Here is a 17,030-nt window from a genome sequence, read left to right on the forward strand (position 1 = left end):
GACCGCGAAGAGGCCGGTATGGGCAACCAATAAACTTCAGACTGTCAGGGATAAAAAAACCCGCGCCTCTTTCAAGGCGCGGGTTCTTTCTTTGCATCAACCAATCAACGCTCGAGCAGGATCCGCAGCATGCGACGCAGCGGTTCGGCCGCGCCCCACAGCAACTGGTCGCCGACGGTAAACGCGCCGATAAATTGCGAACCCATGTTCAGTTTACGCAGACGGCCAACCGGAATGTTCAGGGTGCCGGTGACCTTGTTCGGGCTCAGCTCCTGGATGCTGGTTTCGCGACTGTTCGGTACCAGCTTGACCCAAGGGTTGTGCTGGCTGATCAGCCCTTCGATATCAGCGATCGGTACGTCTTTGTTCAGCTTGATGGTCAGTGCCTGGCTGTGGCAGCGCATGGCGCCGATGCGCACGCAGATGCCATCGACCGGAATCGGGCTCTTGAAGCGACCGAGGATCTTGTTGGTCTCGGCCTGAGCTTTCCACTCTTCACGGCTCTGACCGTTCGGCAGTTCCTTGTCGATCCACGGGATCAGGCTGCCGGCCAGCGGTACGCCGAAGTTTTCGGTCGGGTACGCGTCGCTGCGCATGGCTTCGGCCACACGACGGTCGATGTCGAGGATCGCGCTGGCCGGATCAGCCAGTTGATCGGCAACAGCGGCGTGGGTCGCGCCCATTTGCTTGATCAGTTCACGCATGTTCTGCGCGCCGGCACCGGAGGCCGCCTGATAGGTCATGGCGCTCATCCACTCCACCAGGCCAGCCTCGAACAGGCCACCAAGGCCCATCAGCATCAGGCTGACGGTGCAGTTGCCGCCGATGTAGTTCTTGGTGCCCGCATCCAGCTGCTGGTCGATCACCTTGCGGTTGACCGGATCCAGAACGATCACCGCGTCATCCTGCATGCGCAGGCTGGAAGCGGCGTCGATCCAGTAACCCTGCCAGCCGGCTTCACGCAGCTTGGGGAAGACTTCGCTGGTGTAGTCGCCACCCTGGCAGGTCAGAATCACGTCGAGGGTTTTCAGCTCTTCAATGCTGTAAGCGTCCTTGAGCGGAGCAATGTCCTTGCCCACGGACGGGCCTTGGCCACCGACATTGGAAGTGGTGAAAAACACCGGCTCGATAAGATCGAAATCCTGCTCTTCCAGCATCCGCTGCATGAGCACGGAACCGACCATGCCGCGCCAACCGATCAGACCTACACGTTTCATCGCAACTACACCTTCTTGAAATGTGGGCCGCTACCTTGTCTTGAATTTGGCAGCGGGCCCGAGAGATTACAGATTCCGCAGCGCGGCGACTACTGCGTCACCCATTTCCTGCGTACCGACTTTAGTGCAACCGGCCGACCAGATGTCACCGGTGCGCAAGCCCTGATCCAGCACCAGGCTGACGGCTTTCTCGATGGCATCGGCCGCGGCCTGCTGGTTGAAGCTGTAGCGCAGCATCATCGACACCGACAAAATGGTCGCCAACGGGTTGGCAATGCCCTTGCCCGCGATGTCCGGAGCCGAACCGTGGCACGGCTCGTACATGCCCTTGTTGTTGGTGTCCAGGGACGCCGACGGCAGCATGCCGATGGAACCGGTGAGCATCGAGGCCTGGTCGGACAGGATGTCGCCGAACATGTTGTCGGTGACGATCACGTCGAACTGCTTCGGTGCGCGCACCAGTTGCATCGCGGCGTTGTCGACGTACATGTGGCTCAGTTCGACTTCAGGATAATCCTTGGCCACTTGTTCGACCACTTCACGCCACAGTTGGCTGGAGGCCAGTACGTTGGCCTTGTCCACTGAGCACAGCTTCTTGCCACGGACCATGGCCATGTCGAAACCGACACGGGCGATGCGGCGGATTTCGCTTTCGCTGTACGGCAGGGTGTCGTAGGACTGACGCTCGCCGTTTTCCAGAGTGCGGGTGCCGCGTGGCGCGCCGAAGTAGATGCCGCCGGTCAGTTCGCGAACGATCAGGATGTCCAGCCCGGAAACGATTTCCGGCTTCAGGCTGGAAGCCTCGGCCAACTGCGGGTACAGGATCGCCGGACGCAGGTTACCGAACAGGCCCAGTTGCGCACGGATCTTCAGCAGGCCACGCTCAGGGCGGATGTCACGTTCGATGGCATCCCATTTCGGACCGCCAACGGCGCCCAGCAACACGGCGTCGGCCGCGCGGGCACGTTCCAGGGTCTCGTCGGCCAACGGCACGCCGTGCTTGTCGATGGCTGCACCACCGATCACGTCGTGGCTCAGCTCGAAACCCAGGGAGAACTTGTCGCTGGCCAATTCCAGCACCTTGACCGCTTCGGCCATGATTTCCGGGCCAATACCGTCACCTGGGAGAATCAGAATCTGCTTGCTCATGCTTTCCTCATGTCATCAGTCGGTGCGCCCTTGGACGCACCCGGAAAAATTCTATCGCTCAGCCATCAGCACCAGTACATCGGTGCTGAACGAACCATCGGCCTCAATCTCAAAATATTCGCGTACTTCATTGCCCATCGACTGCTGCAACTCGCGGATCGCCGCGCGCATCACTTCAGGCGTGCGCATGCGCTCGACCCAGCTGTTGTACTCCAGGCGCAGGCGCTGACGAGTGGTACTGCGGGTGTGCAGCCCCGCCTCGCTGACCTGGCGCAACCACTCGCCGGCGGAATAATCGCGCACATGGCTGGTGTCGCGCAGCACTTCGACGCTTTGCAGGTAAGTGTCGAACAGCGGGCTACCCGGTGACAACACGTCGACGAACGCCGCCACACCGCCCGGCTTAAGGACTCGACGCACCTCACGCAGGGCCACGCCCAGATCACTCCAATGGTGCGCCGAATAGCGGCTGAAGACGAAATCGAATTCGCCATCAGCGAACGGCAGGCGCTCAGCGGCACCGTTGACCGTGGTCACGTTGCTCAAGCCACGATCGGCAGCGGCAGCGGTCACCACGTCGAGCATTTGCTGCGACAGGTCGTAGGCCACCACTTCTTTCACCAAAGAGGCTACGTGAAAACTCACGTGACCGGCACCGCAACCCAGGTCCAGGACCCGGGCATCACCCCGCCCTGCCAGCTCGGCCTGTAGCAGCGCGAATTCAGTGCCTTGAGCGTGTACGGCGCTGCTCAGGTAGGCCGAGGCCTGTTCACCGAATTGTTTCTGGACTACCTGGCTGTGTCGGGCGGTGCTGGTCATGGGGACTTCCTTTTGGGGGTGAGTCTTGGGGTGTCTGTTCTGGCCTCATCGCGAGCAAGCTCGCTCCCACAGGTTTTGTTTACGCCGCAAATCCAATGTGGGAGCGAGCCTGCTCGCGATGGCGTCATTACGCCTTACGCAAAATCAAGCGTCGCGAAACAACCAAGGCTGGCTCGCACGATGCTTGGCTTCAAACGTCGCAATCGCATCGCCGTCCTGCAAGGTCAGGCCGATATCGTCCAGGCCGTTGAGCAGGCAGTGTTTGCGGAAGGCATCGATTTCGAAGCTCAACACCTTGCCGTCAGGGCGGGTCACGGTCTGGGCTTGCAGATCGACCTGCAACTGGTAGCCCGGATTGGCCTCGACCTGCTGGAACAGTTCGTCGACTTCGGCATCACTCAAGATGATCGGCAGCAAGCCGTTCTTGAAGCTGTTGTTGAAGAAGATGTCGGCATAGCTCGGCGCGATGATGCTGCGGAAACCGTATTCTTCCAGGGCCCACGGCGCGTGTTCACGGCTGGAGCCGCAACCGAAGTTCTCACGGGCCAGCAACACGCTGGCGCCCTGGTAACGTTCAGCGTTGAGGACGAAGTCCTTGTTCAGCGGACGCTTTGAGTTGTCCTGGTAAGGCTGGCCCACATCCAGGTAGCGCCATTCATCGAACAGGTTCGGGCCAAAGCCCGTGCGTTTGATCGACTTCAGGAATTGTTTCGGAATGATCTGATCGGTGTCGACGTTGGCACGATCCAAAGGCGCGACAAGTCCAGTGTGCTGGGTAAAAGCTTTCATGCTGCGCTCCTTTAGATCAATTCACGGACGTCGATGAAACGACCGTTCACAGCGGCGGCGGCGGCCATGGCCGGGCTGACGAGGTGGGTACGACCACCGGCGCCCTGACGGCCTTCGAAGTTACGGTTGGAGGTCGAGGCGCAATGCTCGCCGGACTCCAAGCGGTCCGGGTTCATCGCCAGGCACATCGAGCAACCCGGCTCGCGCCATTCGAAACCGGCTTCGAGGAAAATCTTGTCCAGGCCTTCCGATTCAGCCTGGGCTTTGACCAGACCCGAGCCCGGCACCACGATGGCCTGCTTGATGGTCGAGGCCACTTTGCGGCCCTTGGCGATTACCGCCGCAGCGCGCAAGTCTTCGATCCGCGAGTTGGTGCAGGAACCGATGAACACGCGGTCGAGCTGAATGTCGGTGATCGCCTGGTTGGCGGTCAAACCCATGTATTTCAAGGCGCGCTCGATGGAGCCGCGCTTGACCAGGTCCATTTCCTTCGCAGGATCCGGCACGTTCTGGTCCACCGCCAACACCATCTCAGGCGAAGTGCCCCAGCTGACTTGCGGCTTGATCTGGGTGGCGTCGAGTTCGACAACAGTATCGAACTTGGCGTCGGCATCAGACACCAGGTCTTTCCAGGCTTCGACGGCCAGGTCCCATTCCGCGCCTTTCGGAGCAAATGGACGGCCCTTGACGTAAGCAACGGTCTTTTCGTCCGCGGCCACCAGGCCTACGCGAGCGCCGGCCTCGATGGACATGTTGCAGATGGTCATGCGGCCTTCGACGGACAGATCGCGAATCGCGCTGCCGGCGAATTCGATGGCGTGGCCGTTACCGCCGGCGGTGCCGATCTTGCCGATCACGGCGAGCACGATGTCTTTGGCGGTCACGCCGAACGGCAATTGGCCTTCGACGCGCACCAGCATGTTTTTCATTTTTTTGGCGACCAGGCACTGGGTGGCGAGCACATGCTCGACCTCGGAGGTGCCGATACCGTGAGCCAATGCGCCGAATGCGCCGTGGGTCGAGGTGTGGGAGTCGCCGCAGACCACGGTCATGCCCGGCAAGGTTGCGCCCTGCTCCGGGCCGATGACGTGGACGATGCCCTGGCGAACGTCGTTCATCTTGAACTCGACGATGCCGTATTCATCGCAGTTGTCGTCGAGGGTCTGGACTTGCAGGCGCGAGACCTGGTCAACGATGGCGTCGATGCCGCCCTTGCGCTCCGGCGTGGTCGGTACGTTGTGGTCCGGGGTCGCGATGTTGGCATCGATGCGCCATGGCTTGCGCCCGGCCAGACGCAGGCCTTCGAAGGCTTGCGGCGAGGTCACTTCGTGGATGATGTGACGATCGATGTAGATCAGCGCAGAGCCATCGTCGCGCTGCTTGACCAAATGCGAATCCCAGAGCTTGTCGTAGAGCGTTTTGCCGGCCATCAGACGGTTCCTCATCAGCTTGTTTCTATGCCCCGGGTCTTGAAGTGCTCAATAACCCTTTGGCTTGTGAGGCTGATCCTATGGGGTTACATTAAATAACTCAAATTCATATTTTTTATGCTTTGGATAACCAACTGGAATACAACCATGGACCTGGCCAACCTCAATGCTTTTATTGCCATCGCCGAGACCGGAAGCTTCTCCGGCGCCGGTGAACGGCTGCACCTGACCCAGCCCGCGATCAGCAAACGTATCGCCGGGCTGGAGCAGCAATTGAAGGTGCGGTTGTTCGACCGCCTGGGGCGTGAAGTGAGCCTGACCGAGGCCGGGCGCGCCCTGCTGCCGCGGGCCTACCAGATACTCAATGTCCTTGATGATACGCGCCGTGCCTTGACCAACCTCACCGGCGAAGTGACCGGCCGTCTGACCCTGGCCACCAGTCACCACATCGGCCTGCACCGTTTGCCACCATTATTGAGGGAGTTCACCCGACGATACCCACAGGTAGCGCTGGATATTCAGTTCCTCGATTCGGAAGTGGCCTACGAGGAAATTCTCCATGGCCGCGCCGAACTGGCGGTCATCACCCTGGCGCCGGAACCCCACGCGCTGGTCAAGGCCACCCCGGTGTGGGACGACCCGCTGGATTTCGTGGTTGCCCCGGAGCATTCGTTGCTCAATAACGGCAAGGTCAGCCTGGCGGACATCGCCCGACACCCGGCGGTTTTCCCCGGCGGCAACACCTTTACCCACCACATCGTGCAGCGGCTGTTTGAAGCCCAGGGCCTGACGCCAAACATCGCCATGAGCACCAACTACCTGGAAACCATCAAGATGATGGTATCGATCGGCCTGGCCTGGAGCGTTTTGCCGCGCACCATGCTCGATGACCAGGTGGCGCGCATACCTTTGCCGGGCATACAGCTCACTCGCCAGCTAGGCTATATCCTGCACACGGAAAGGACACTGTCGAACGCCGCGCGGGCTTTCATGGCCCTGCTGGATGCTCAACTCGATCCGCCAGGGACTCAAGGCTAAGTTGTGCTACTCCTATAGAGCCGCGAATTCCCGTGCCAAACGCCCATTCAGCCTAAGGCTTGCCAATGCCCAAATCTGTTGATCGTATTCCGCCTATGCCGCGTATACAGGCACTTGACCCGAAAAACTCCGAACAGAGCTGGGAAAGTGCCTCGCAACTGTTGGCCGCGCTCAACGGCGCGCGCCTGGGTGCCTGGTATTGGGACATCGAGCGCGGGCAGATCAGCTGGTCCCGGGGTACGCAGGCGTTGTTTGGGTTCGATCCCCGCAAACCATTGCCATCGGATCTGGAATACCTCGACCTGCTGCCTCCGGAAGATCGCGCGAAAACCGTTCGTGCGTTCCACGCGGTCATCGCTGGCGCGCCGCTGGAGCAAATGATGCATCACCGCATCCGCTGGCCCGATGGCAGCCTGCACTGGCTGGAGATCAGCGGCAGCCTGTTGCCGGACAAGCACGGCCGGCCACGGATGATCGGTGTGATCCGCGAAATTACCCACCAGCGCCAGCGCGAACAGGCGTTGAGCAGCTCGGAAAAACGCTTCGCCACCCTGTTCCACCTGTGCCCGAACATGGTCCTGCTGACCCGCCAGGACGACGGCCTGATCTCCGAAGCCAACCAGTATTTCGAAAGCCTGTTCGGCTGGCCGGTGCAAGACGCGATCGGCCGCACCACCCTGGAGCTGGGCCTGTGGGTGCATCCCGAGCAACGGGACGACCTGGTCAAGGCCACCAAAGCCAAAGGCGACCTGGTCAGCATGGAAGTGCAGTTTCGCGCCAGCAATGGCCAGATCCACGACGGCATCCTCAGCGCGCAAAAGGTCGAGCTCGAAGGCCAGCCCTATCTACTGAGCACCTTCCTTGACACCACCGAACGCAAAGTCGCCGAACAGGCCCTCAAGGACAGCCAGGAACGCCTCGACCTGGCCCTGGATTCGGCGCAACTCGGCACCTGGGACTGGCACATTCCCAGCGGCATGCTCTACGGATCGGCACGGGCCGCCCAACTCCACGGCCTGGACGCCAAACCCTTTCACGAGTCCTTCGACGAGTTCTTCGAAGGTGTGCCCGGCGAAGAGCGCGACACCATGCGCGACGCGTACCGCAGCCTGCGTGAAGGCCCGGCCGGCAACTATCAATTGACCTACCGCGTGCAATTGCCCGACGGCAGCTCGCGCTACCTCGAAAGCCGTGCCCGCCTCTACCGCGATGAAAACGGCGTGCCGGTGCGCATGGCCGGTACATTGCTCGACATCACCGACCAGGTCGAGCGCGAACAACGGCTGGTGGCCTCCGAAGAAAAATTCGCCACGCTGTTCCAGGTCAGCCCCGATCCGATCTGCGTCACCCACCAGGACACCGGCCAGTTCATTGAAATCAACTCCAGCTTCACCCAGACCTTCGGCTGGAGCACCGCCGATGTGATCGGCCGCAGCGCCGACGAAATTGGCCTGTGGGACGCTTCGGCGAAAAGCCTGCGACGGATCGAACAAGTGATCCGCGAACAAGGCCTGAACAACGTGGCCATTCTCGTCCAGCACAAGGACGGACAGGTCCTGACTTGCGTGATTTCCAGCCGCCAGATCAGCGTCGGCGACCAGGCCTGCATCGTCACCACGCTGCGCGATATCACCCAGCAACAGCGCTCGGAAGCGGCGCTCAAGGCCAGTGAAGAGAAATTCGCCAAGGCCTTCCACTCCAGCCCCGACGCCATCACTATCACCGAGCGCGACACCGGGCGCTATCTGGAGGTTAACGACGGCTTCTGCCGCCTGACCGGCTACCGCGCCGAGGAAGTGGTGGGCCGCACGGTGTACCAGGTCGGGATCTGGGCGGAAGAAAAACAACGCTCGGCGCTACTGGCCGAATTGCAGATCAAGGGCCGGGTTCATCACCAGGAAATGCTCGGGCGCAACAAGCGCGGCGAACTGCTCACCGTCGAAGTCTCAGTGGAACCAATCACCCTCAATGAAACCGCCTGCCTGCTGCTGACCGCGCGCGACGTCAGCCTGCTGAAAAACGCCGAAGCGCAGATCCGCCACCTGGCCTACCACGACCCACTGACCAACCTGCCCAACCGCGCCTTGCTGATGGACCGCCTGAGCCAGCAGATTGCCCTGCTCAAACGGCATAACCTGCGCGGCGCGCTGATGTTCCTCGACCTCGACCACTTCAAGCACATCAACGACTCCCTCGGGCACCCGGTGGGCGATACCGTGCTGAAAATCATCACCGCGCGCCTGGAGGCCAGCGTGCGCATGGAAGACACCGTCGCGCGCCTGGGCGGAGACGAATTCGTGGTGTTGCTCAGCGGCCTCGAAGGCTCGCGCAGCGAGGTCAGCGACCAGGTTCGCGAAGTGGCCGACACCATCCGCGAGCTGCTGTCCGAACCGATGTTCCTCGATGGCCAGCGCCTGCAAGTGACACCCAGCATCGGCATTGCGCTGATCCCCGATCACGGTTCGACCCCGACCGACCTGCTCAAGCGCGCCGACATCGCGCTTTATCGCGCCAAGGACTCGGGGCGCAATACCGCGCAGATGTACCACAACACCATGCAGAAGGCCGCGAGCGAACGCCTGCGCATGGAGACTGACCTGCGCCTGGCGCTTTCCCGGGGCGAGTTTCGCGTGCACTACCAACCTCAGGTCGACGCCCGGGGCGACCGCATCGTCGGCGCCGAGGCCTTGGTACGCTGGAATCATCCGGAGCTCGGCGCGCAGTCACCCACCGAGTTCATCAAGGTGCTGGAAGACAGCGGACTGATTCTGGAGGTCGGCACCTGGATCCTCGACGAAGCCTGTCAGGCCTTCAAACAGTTGATCGACGACGGCCTGGTGAATCCGTACAAATTCAGCCTGTGCGTGAACATCAGCCCGCGCCAGTTCCGCCAGAACGACTTCGTCGAACGAATTGAAAACAGCCTGACCAGCTATGGCCTGCCCTGCTCCCTGTTGAAGCTGGAAATCACCGAAGGCATCGTCATCCAGAACCTGGAAGACACCATCAGCAAAATGCGCCGCCTGAAAAAACTCGGTGTGAGCTTCGCCATGGACGACTTCGGCACCGGCTATTCCTCGCTGACCTACCTCAAGCGCTTGCCGGTCGACACCCTGAAAATCGACCAGTCGTTCATCCGTGACGCCACCAGCGACCCGAACGACGCCGAGATCATCCGCGCCATCGTCGCCATGGCCCGCAGCCTGGATTTGAAAGTGATTGCTGAAGGGGTGGAAACGGCGGAGCAGCTTGAGTTCCTGCAGGGGTTGGAGTGCCACTTCTATCAAGGGTATTTGCACAGCCAGCCGTTGCCGGTTGAGGAGTTTCAAAAACTATTGAAATAACACCCCCTTGTAGGAGCGAGCTTGCTCGCGATGTACGCTAACGATTACGCGTGCTGATTGGAAAAACGCGGCTCCATCACCCTAATCGTCGTACGACCGTTGAAAAAAGCCATTCATCCCCATTTCCTACACGCATCTCGGAAACATCCTATTTACGTTTATTTCTCCGGCGCTGACCCTGTGCGCCGCACGTTGCCATGCCTCGATTTTCACTCGAGAGCCGGCACCATGTGCTTGCTGGCGGGCCCTTTGGAGCGGCTCGCTCAAGTCGCGAAAAAACAGGAGTTGATGCAATGGCCAAGGGATATTTCATTCGCAAGGGCGATAAGACCAGCTGCGGCGGCGAGGTGCTGGAGGGCGATACCCGCATCACGATGTTTGGCTTCGCCCATGCCCGCGAAGGGGACCGGGTGTCTTGCGGCAAGAGCAGCGAATTCTTTCAAATCCAGGGTGGTGTCTCGTTCATTGACAGTCACGGCAGGCCCGTAGCCGGCACGTTGGACAGTGTCAGCAGTTGTCCCTGCAAAGCCACGCTGCAGCATTCGATTACGATAACCAGCTATATCTCTCAGGCTACTCCAGCGCCCCCCACAGCCAGGGCCGTCCCTCAACCCGCGACTCCTCCTGCCCCTGCCAATCCGGTCGCGCCTCGCCAGTCCGGGCCTGCTTCGGCAGCGAAGACTGCCACGCCGACCTTCAGCGAACGGCCGGGAACGGCCTGCGAGAACCTCTGGCGCGGCTACCAGCAACGGGTCGAAAACGTCGTGGCGCCGGGTGGCAGGCTGATCACCGACCCGAAAGCGCGCAACAAGGCAATCAACGCAGCGTACGCGCAGTTGTGGCGTCATGATCAGCGCTTCCAGTGGGCGGGGCTGGCGGCCTTTGCCTCCAAGCAGGTGGGCTGCGGCCTGCTGCACGCGGCCGAGTCGATCGACAAGATGCAGGCTGAAGAAGAGACGATGCAGCAGTTGAGGGACAGCTCCCGAAAAGGGCTGGCCGGATTGCTCAACCCCAGTGAGCGTGAAAAGCGGGCGGCAATAAGGGAGTTTGAACAGCGCCAACGGGACTATGAACAGGCCAACCGTGACAACCCGGTGTGGGGTTTTACTCATTGGGGGGTTGATAGTGCGTTGCCCCTTGCGCAACGGATGTACCGGTTTGTGCACGAGATGTTGGCCATGGGTAATACCACGCTGTTCCTGGATGTGTATCCGTTGCATGTGTTTTATGCGGAGCGGGGGTTAGAGGCGCTCAAGGTTTGTCTAGAATCACGTAGCAACATTTACGGGCATGGCCAACATCCGGTGTTGTGGCCGGTTGGGCAGGAAACGCTGAAGTTCGGAGCGGACCACAAGGAAATCCTCCAAGCCTTTGAGGCAATTGATGCTGGCAACATCGCCAAAAGTGTTGAACATCTTGCCAAGCACGAACAGCAGAATATCCTGCAGCCGGCGATGTACGACGACAGCGGTCTGAAATGGTTACTGCGCGGCAACCATGCCTCCTACGTCACCAACTTTCCTTCCGGCGCCGCTCAAGCCATCGAGTTGACCCTGGCCAGCCAATGTCGTCCTGTCGAGGACGGACGCACCATCGGTTTTGGCAACAGCCTCATTGCCAACCTGGCTGATATCAACCAGCGCATGGCCTTTGTGCTCAAGGCTGCGGCGCAATTTGACGATCTGCTGCATAGTGACCAGCGCGACCAGATTGAACAGTCGATTCGCGAAATCGCCTGGGGTGGGGGCGTACGATGAAATTGATGCATCGTGTGGGTTGGCGACGTGGAGTGTTGGTACTGGCCGTCGCGACCCTCCTGACAGCAGCGGCGGTTCAAGTCCTGTCGGATGAGCCAGAAATTGCGTTGATGATTGGCGAGCCTTGGGAAGATATGCGCCAGCGCTCCAGCGCAAGCATTGGCCCAGCAATCCCGGGACGCTCATGGTTCAGCATGCCGAGTTCCGATGCGCGTCTGCGTTTCATTGATCCCCAATACGGTTTTGTTACCCCATTGGCCCGCTTTTTCACCATCGGTTTCGATGATGAGTTGATCGACGGTGTCCGCATATCCCCACAAGTCGAACCACTGTTGCTCGACGACACCCTCAAGGTCGTACTGGACCTACAGGAGCAATGGCGCGACGCTGGCTGGACACCCATTAAGCTCGCTTACTTCCCATCATTCGCCGACACCCCTCAGTGGCGAGCCCAATTACGGGACGTGAGCAAAGGCGGCAAAACTTATTGGCATGCGGGCAACCAATATCAAGTGATGCTGGTAGTCGGACGTTTCAAGGACAAAAAGCGCCCCACGGAAGAACGCTACCTCATCACGCTGGCACTGGCCACGCCATGGACTAACCCTTGATCCGGCTTCACAGGTTGGCATCTACACTCATCTTCCATATCCCCTGTCACTGGCTGAGACCCCATCAACGTGCCCAGCATCTACCAGATCAAACCTGCCTTCCAAAATCTCCTGCGCCCACTGGTCCAACGGTTGTTCGACAACGGCACCACCGCCAACCAGATCACGCTGCTGGCGGGTATTGGCTCGGTGCTGGTGGGCGCGGTGATCGCCGGTTTCGTGCATCACCCCTGGGTGTTCGTGCTGGTACCGGTCTGGATGATCGTGCGCATGGCGCTCAACGCCATCGACGGCATGCTGGCTCGGGAGTTCGGCCAACAGTCGCGCCTGGGCGCCTACCTCAATGAGCTTTGCGATATTGCCGCCGACTGTGCCCTGATCCTGCCTTTTGCCCTGCTGCCGGACGTCAGCCTGTGGCTGGTGCTGCTGGTGACCCTGCTCGCGTTGTTCAGCGAGTACAGCGGCGTGCTGGGGCCGATGGTCGGTGCCTCGCGGCGCTACGACGGGCCCATGGGCAAGAGTGATCGGGCTTTCGTGCTGGGGGTTGTGGCCGCCGGTATCGCGGTGGGCTGGATCAACGCCTTCTGGATCAATGGGGTGTTCACGATCATTGCAGTTCTGTTGCTTTGCACACTGGTCAACCGGGTCCGCCAGGGCCTCAAGGAAGTACAACAAGACGGCTCTTCAGCCTAAGGAATTGGCAATGCGCGAAGCTCGCCAACAAACATTCACCACCGATGATGGTGTGGATCTGTTCTACCGATACTGGCCAGGCAATCCTGCACCGGACGAACCACGCAAGGCCGTGCTGTTGTTTCATCGCGGCCATGAGCACTCCGGGCGCATTGCCCACCTGGTGGATGAACTGGACCTGCCCGGCTACGACTTCTTTGCCTGGGATGCCCGCGGCCATGGCCTTTCGCCGGGCGCTCGCGGCGACAGCCCGGGCTTTGCCACCAGCGTGCGCGACGTGCAGACCTTCTGCGAGCACCTGAAGACGACTTACCAGATCGACGAGGAAAATCTCGCGGTGATCGCCCAGAGCGTCGGCGCGGTAATTGTGGCCACCTGGGCCCACGACTACGCGCCGCGCATACGCTCGCTGGTACTGGCGTCGCCGGCGTTCAAGGTCAAGCTCTATGTGCCTTTCGCCCGCCAGGGGCTGGCGCTGATGCGCAAGTGGCGCGGCAACTTTTTCGTCAACAGCTACGTCAAGGCGCGCTTTCTCAGTCATGACCCGCAACGCGTTGCCAGTTACGACAACGACCCGCTGATCACCAAGGCCATTTCCGTGAATGTCTTGCTCGGTCTCTACGAAGCTGCCGAGCGGGTCGTAGCCGATGCGCAGGCGATTCAGGTACCGGTTCAGTTGCTGATTTCCGCTGCCGATTTCGTCGTGCATCGCCAACCACAGGAACAGTTCTTCGATCGCCTGGGCAGCCTGAACAAGGAAAAACATGTGCTGCCGGGGTTCTTCCACGACACCTTGGGCGAAAAAAATCGCGGCCCCGCCGTCGCCAGTGCACGCCGCTTCATCCTGCAGAACTTCTCACAACCAGGCGCCCGCCCTTCCCTGCTGGCCGCCGATCGGCTGGGCCTGACCTGCGCCGAATCCGAATCGCTGGCCGCGCCGCTGCCACACAACTCTCTGCGTGATCTGTACTGGCGTATGACTCGCGCCAGCATGCGCCTGGGCAGTCAGTTGTCGTCGGGGATCAAGCTGGGGTTCGACACCGGGTTCGACTCCGGCAGCACCCTCGACTACGTCTACCGCAATACCCCCACCGGCACATCCGGTCTCGGCCGCCTGGTCGACCGCAATTACCTGGACTCCATCGGCTGGCGCGGCATTCGCCAGCGCAAGCTGCATGTCGAAGAGCTGCTGCGCCTGGCCATGCAGCAATTGCGCAACGAGGGACGCGAGGTGCGCATCGTCGATATCGCCGCCGGCCACGGGCGCTACATTCTCGAAGCCTTGCAGGGCGTCAGCCCGCTGCCCGAATCAATTCTGTTGCGCGACTACAGCGACATCAATGTGCGCGACGGCAGTGCGCTGATCCGCGAAAAAGGCCTGGAAGGGATCGCTCGATTCGTCAAGGGCGATGCCTTCGACCGCGCAGACCTGGCCGCACTGGCCCCCAAGCCGACCCTGGCAGTGGTATCCGGTTTGTACGAATTGTTCGCCGACAATCAAATGGTCAGCGCTTCCCTCGCCGGGCTGGCCGAAGCCGTCGAGCCCGGTGGCTATCTGGTCTATACCGGTCAACCCTGGCATCCACAGCTGGAACTGATCGCCCGCGCCCTGACCAGCCACCGCGAAGGTCAGGCCTGGGTCATGCGCCGCCGCACCCAGGCGGAAATGGACCAACTGGTGGGGGCCGCCGGCTTTCGCAGGATCGACCTGCGCGTCGATGAGTGGGGCATCTTCAGCGTGGCCCTCGCGCAACGGGTGTCGTGATGTTGTTAACTGCAACGACAGTACGTGAGCCTGGCTTGCTCAAACCGGCGGTGCTCTGGCTATTGCTGCTGGCGCCGCTGTTTTTCGGCACTTATGGTTTCGCCACCTGGGTCACCACTCAGCGCGACGATGTCGGCAGCCTGGTGTTCGGCTGGGAAAGCCATATGCCTTTCTGGGCCTGGACCATTGTCCCGTACTGGTCCATCGATCTGTTGTACGGCTTGTCCCTGCTGCTGCCGCGCAGCCGCGAAGAACTGAAACGTCATGCCTTGCGCCTGCTGACAGCGCAGGTGATTGCCGTCAGTTGCTTTCTGATCTGGCCGCTGCGCTTCACTTTCGCCCGGCCTGAACTGGATGGCGTGTTTGGCTGGCTGTTCGATGTCCTCGCCGGCTTTGACAAGCCGTTCAATCAGGCGCCATCGCTGCACATCGCCTTGCTGGTGATCCTGTGGGCCTGCTATCAGCGGCACTTGCAGGGCATCTGGCGCACGGTGATGCATGGCTGGTTCGCCCTGATCGGGATCTCGGTACTGACCACTTATCAGCACCACTTCATCGATCTGCCCACCGGGGCCTTGCTCGGCTGGCTGTGTGTCTGGTTGTGGCCGCTGGAGGGTTCCTCCGTCCTGCAAACCGCGCGTCTGGCGCCACGGGGGAAACGCTGGAAACTGGCACTGTTTTACCTGCTGGGGGCGGCGACTTTCACTGTCCCGGCTTTTTCCTTGGGGGGAATCTGGCTGTGGTTGCTCTGGCCGGCGCTGGCGCTGCTGCTGGTGGCGCTCAATTACACCGTGCTGGGCGCGGGCGGCTTTCAAAAACGTGCCAATGGACGCCTGTCAGCCGCCGCCCGCTGGCTACTGGCCCCCTATCTGGCCGCGGCCTGGCTCAACTCGCGCCTGTGGACCCGCAAGAATCCGGATCCTGACCTGGTACTCGACAACGTCTGGCTCGGGCGCATACCGACTCGTCAGGAACTCGAAGACAGCGCCTTTACTGCAGTGGTCGACCTGTGTGCCGAACTCTCGCTCAACCCGGGTTCCGTCACCTACCGCTCATTGCCTGTCCTGGATCTGACGGTACTCAATGCCGCGCAATGCGAGGAAGCCGCGCAGTCCATCGAAAGCCTGCGTCAGCAAGGGCCATTGCTGGTCAGCTGTGCCCTGGGCTACTCGCGCAGCGCCACCGCAGTGGCCGCCTGGTTGCTGCATACCGGGCGAGCCGTCAGTGTCGAAGAAGCCGTTGTGCTGATCCAGCGCGCACGCCCGGGGATTGTCCTCGGTGCTCGCCACCGCCAAGTGCTGGAACAACTATCGCAAAACAGAGAGGTCAGCCGTGTCCATTGATATGCAGTTATATGTGACAGCCAGTCTGTTGCGTCGTGGTAGCTCACTGGATCGACTTTCCAGCGGGCTTACCCTGTTGGGCGCCTTGCTCGGCCTGAGCCAGTCTCTCCTGGACGACCAGAGGTTCTGGAGCGCGACCTGCAGCTGTGGGTTGCTGTTGCTCGGCCTGGGGCAAAAATACTGGGCGCTGCGGGTGGCTTTCGATGCCGATCTGTTCCAACGCCTTGCCGAGCGAGCTGAAAACCTTCCCGAGCACACGCTGGTCCTGGATCAAGCCCTGACAACGCTGAATCTGCAGCCCGCCGAGCATGGCGGCCGCCCCTGGAGCGAACGTATCTTCGGCGCCCTGAAGCTGTTGCGCCGCCAGGCGCTGCTGGTGGCGGCACAGGTGCTGTTGACCCTGTTTTTCATCCTGGCCGACCCTTGGCTGAACTTTGCCGGATAAGGAGTTCTCATGCTGGAACCCGTGGTTGCCACCCTCATCACCTCTGCCGCGCGCCTCCTGACCGGCGCCCGCAGCCTGTGGCTCGGTTGCGCGCCGCAAACAGTGCAACGCATCTACTTTGCCAACCACAGCAGCCATGGCGATTTCGTGCTGCTGTGGGCATCGCTGCCGCCGACCTTGCGCGACATCACCCGACCGGTCGCCGGCGCCGACTACTGGCTCAAAAGCCCCCTGCGCCGGTACATCATCAACCGGGTGTTCAATGGCGTGCTGATTGACCGCGAGCGCAAGGACAATGCCGAGAACCCGTTGCAACCGATGCTCGATGCCCTGGCAAACGGTGATTCGCTGATCATCTTCCCCGAAGGCACGCGCAATCCCGAAGACGGCCTGCTGCCGTTCAAAAGCGGGCTGTACCACCTGGCGAAACAGTACCCACAGGCGCAATTGATCCCGGTGTGGATCGCCAATCTCAACCGCGTCATGCCCAAGGGGCGCGTGCTGCCGCTACCGCTGCTGTGCACCATCAGCTTTGGCGCCGCGCTGACCGTGGGCGAAGAGGAAAGCAAGGCGCAGTTTCTCGAGCGCAGTCGCGAAGCGCTGCTGAACCTGGCCGGGGAGCATGCCTGA

The 17,030-nt window shown here is 61.0% G+C and carries 14 protein-coding genes; 9 read left to right on the forward strand and 5 right to left on the reverse strand.

Annotated elements, in window-relative coordinates:
* Positions 1 to 104: 104 nt before the first annotated feature.
* The 5 genes from asd to leuC form a co-directional block, all read right to left on the reverse strand.
* The gene (gene asd / locus KGA96_RS15765; protein ID WP_223464706.1) at positions 105 to 1,217 is read right to left on the reverse strand and encodes an aspartate-semialdehyde dehydrogenase; all 1,113 of its coding nucleotides are present in this window, start codon (positions 1,215 to 1,217) and stop codon (positions 105 to 107) included.
* A gap of 66 nt (positions 1,218 to 1,283) precedes the next feature.
* A complete protein-coding gene (gene leuB, locus KGA96_RS15770; protein WP_046038178.1) occupies positions 1,284 to 2,366 on the reverse strand; it encodes a 3-isopropylmalate dehydrogenase in 1,083 nt (360 codons plus the stop codon).
* Positions 2,367 to 2,417: 51 nt separating this feature from the next.
* Positions 2,418 to 3,185 (reverse strand): class I SAM-dependent methyltransferase, encoded by a 768-nt coding sequence (locus tag KGA96_RS15775; protein WP_046038177.1) that lies wholly within the window; start codon positions 3,183 to 3,185, stop codon positions 2,418 to 2,420.
* A 144-nt stretch (positions 3,186 to 3,329) separates the two neighbouring features.
* Positions 3,330 to 3,974, reverse strand: a complete 645-nt coding sequence (leuD, locus tag KGA96_RS15780; protein WP_103395076.1) for a 3-isopropylmalate dehydratase small subunit — start codon at positions 3,972 to 3,974, stop codon at positions 3,330 to 3,332.
* 11 nt (positions 3,975 to 3,985) lie between these two features.
* Complete coding sequence (gene leuC / locus KGA96_RS15785; RefSeq protein WP_046038175.1) at positions 3,986 to 5,404, reverse strand: 3-isopropylmalate dehydratase large subunit; 1,419 nt, start codon at positions 5,402 to 5,404, stop codon at positions 3,986 to 3,988.
* Positions 5,405 to 5,551: 147 nt separating this feature from the next.
* Here leuC and KGA96_RS15790 point away from each other — a divergent pair, with 147 nt between their 5' ends.
* The 9 genes from KGA96_RS15790 (at position 5,552) to KGA96_RS15830 (ending at position 17,030) form a co-directional block, all read left to right on the forward strand.
* Positions 5,552 to 6,442, forward strand: a complete 891-nt coding sequence (locus KGA96_RS15790; RefSeq protein ID WP_046038174.1) for a LysR family transcriptional regulator — start codon at positions 5,552 to 5,554, stop codon at positions 6,440 to 6,442.
* 65 nt (positions 6,443 to 6,507) lie between these two features.
* Positions 6,508 to 9,786, forward strand: coding sequence for a PAS domain S-box protein (locus tag KGA96_RS15795; protein ID WP_046038173.1), 3,279 nt, complete (start codon positions 6,508 to 6,510; stop codon positions 9,784 to 9,786).
* Between the two features lie 293 nt (positions 9,787 to 10,079).
* Positions 10,080 to 11,543 (forward strand): PAAR domain-containing protein, encoded by a 1,464-nt coding sequence (locus tag KGA96_RS15800; protein WP_223513530.1) that lies wholly within the window; start codon positions 10,080 to 10,082, stop codon positions 11,541 to 11,543.
* Entirely contained in the window at positions 11,540 to 12,154 is a 615-nt protein-coding gene (locus KGA96_RS15805) for a hypothetical protein (RefSeq protein WP_223513533.1), read from the forward strand. The genes KGA96_RS15800 and KGA96_RS15805 overlap by 4 nt, the downstream gene beginning before the upstream one ends.
* 69 nt (positions 12,155 to 12,223) lie before the next feature.
* The gene (locus KGA96_RS15810) at positions 12,224 to 12,847 is read left to right on the forward strand and encodes a CDP-alcohol phosphatidyltransferase family protein (protein WP_223513536.1); all 624 of its coding nucleotides are present in this window, start codon (positions 12,224 to 12,226) and stop codon (positions 12,845 to 12,847) included.
* Between the two features lie 10 nt (positions 12,848 to 12,857).
* Positions 12,858 to 14,612: a bifunctional alpha/beta hydrolase/class I SAM-dependent methyltransferase gene (locus KGA96_RS15815; protein WP_223513539.1), complete on the forward strand. Its 1,755-nt coding sequence runs from the start codon at positions 12,858 to 12,860 to the stop codon at positions 14,610 to 14,612.
* Complete coding sequence (locus KGA96_RS15820; protein ID WP_223513542.1) at positions 14,612 to 15,955, forward strand: phosphatase PAP2/dual specificity phosphatase family protein; 1,344 nt, start codon at positions 14,612 to 14,614, stop codon at positions 15,953 to 15,955. The genes KGA96_RS15815 and KGA96_RS15820 overlap by 1 nt, the downstream gene beginning before the upstream one ends.
* Positions 15,945 to 16,400: a hypothetical protein gene (locus KGA96_RS15825; protein WP_223513545.1), complete on the forward strand. Its 456-nt coding sequence runs from the start codon at positions 15,945 to 15,947 to the stop codon at positions 16,398 to 16,400. The genes KGA96_RS15820 and KGA96_RS15825 overlap by 11 nt, the downstream gene beginning before the upstream one ends.
* 9 nt (positions 16,401 to 16,409) lie before the next feature.
* The gene (locus tag KGA96_RS15830) at positions 16,410 to 17,030 is read left to right on the forward strand and encodes a lysophospholipid acyltransferase family protein (RefSeq protein ID WP_223513548.1); all 621 of its coding nucleotides are present in this window, start codon (positions 16,410 to 16,412) and stop codon (positions 17,028 to 17,030) included.

This window comes from Pseudomonas sp. GL-R-26 (assembly GCF_019947365.1).
Lineage (GTDB): Bacteria > Pseudomonadota > Gammaproteobacteria > Pseudomonadales > Pseudomonadaceae > Aquipseudomonas.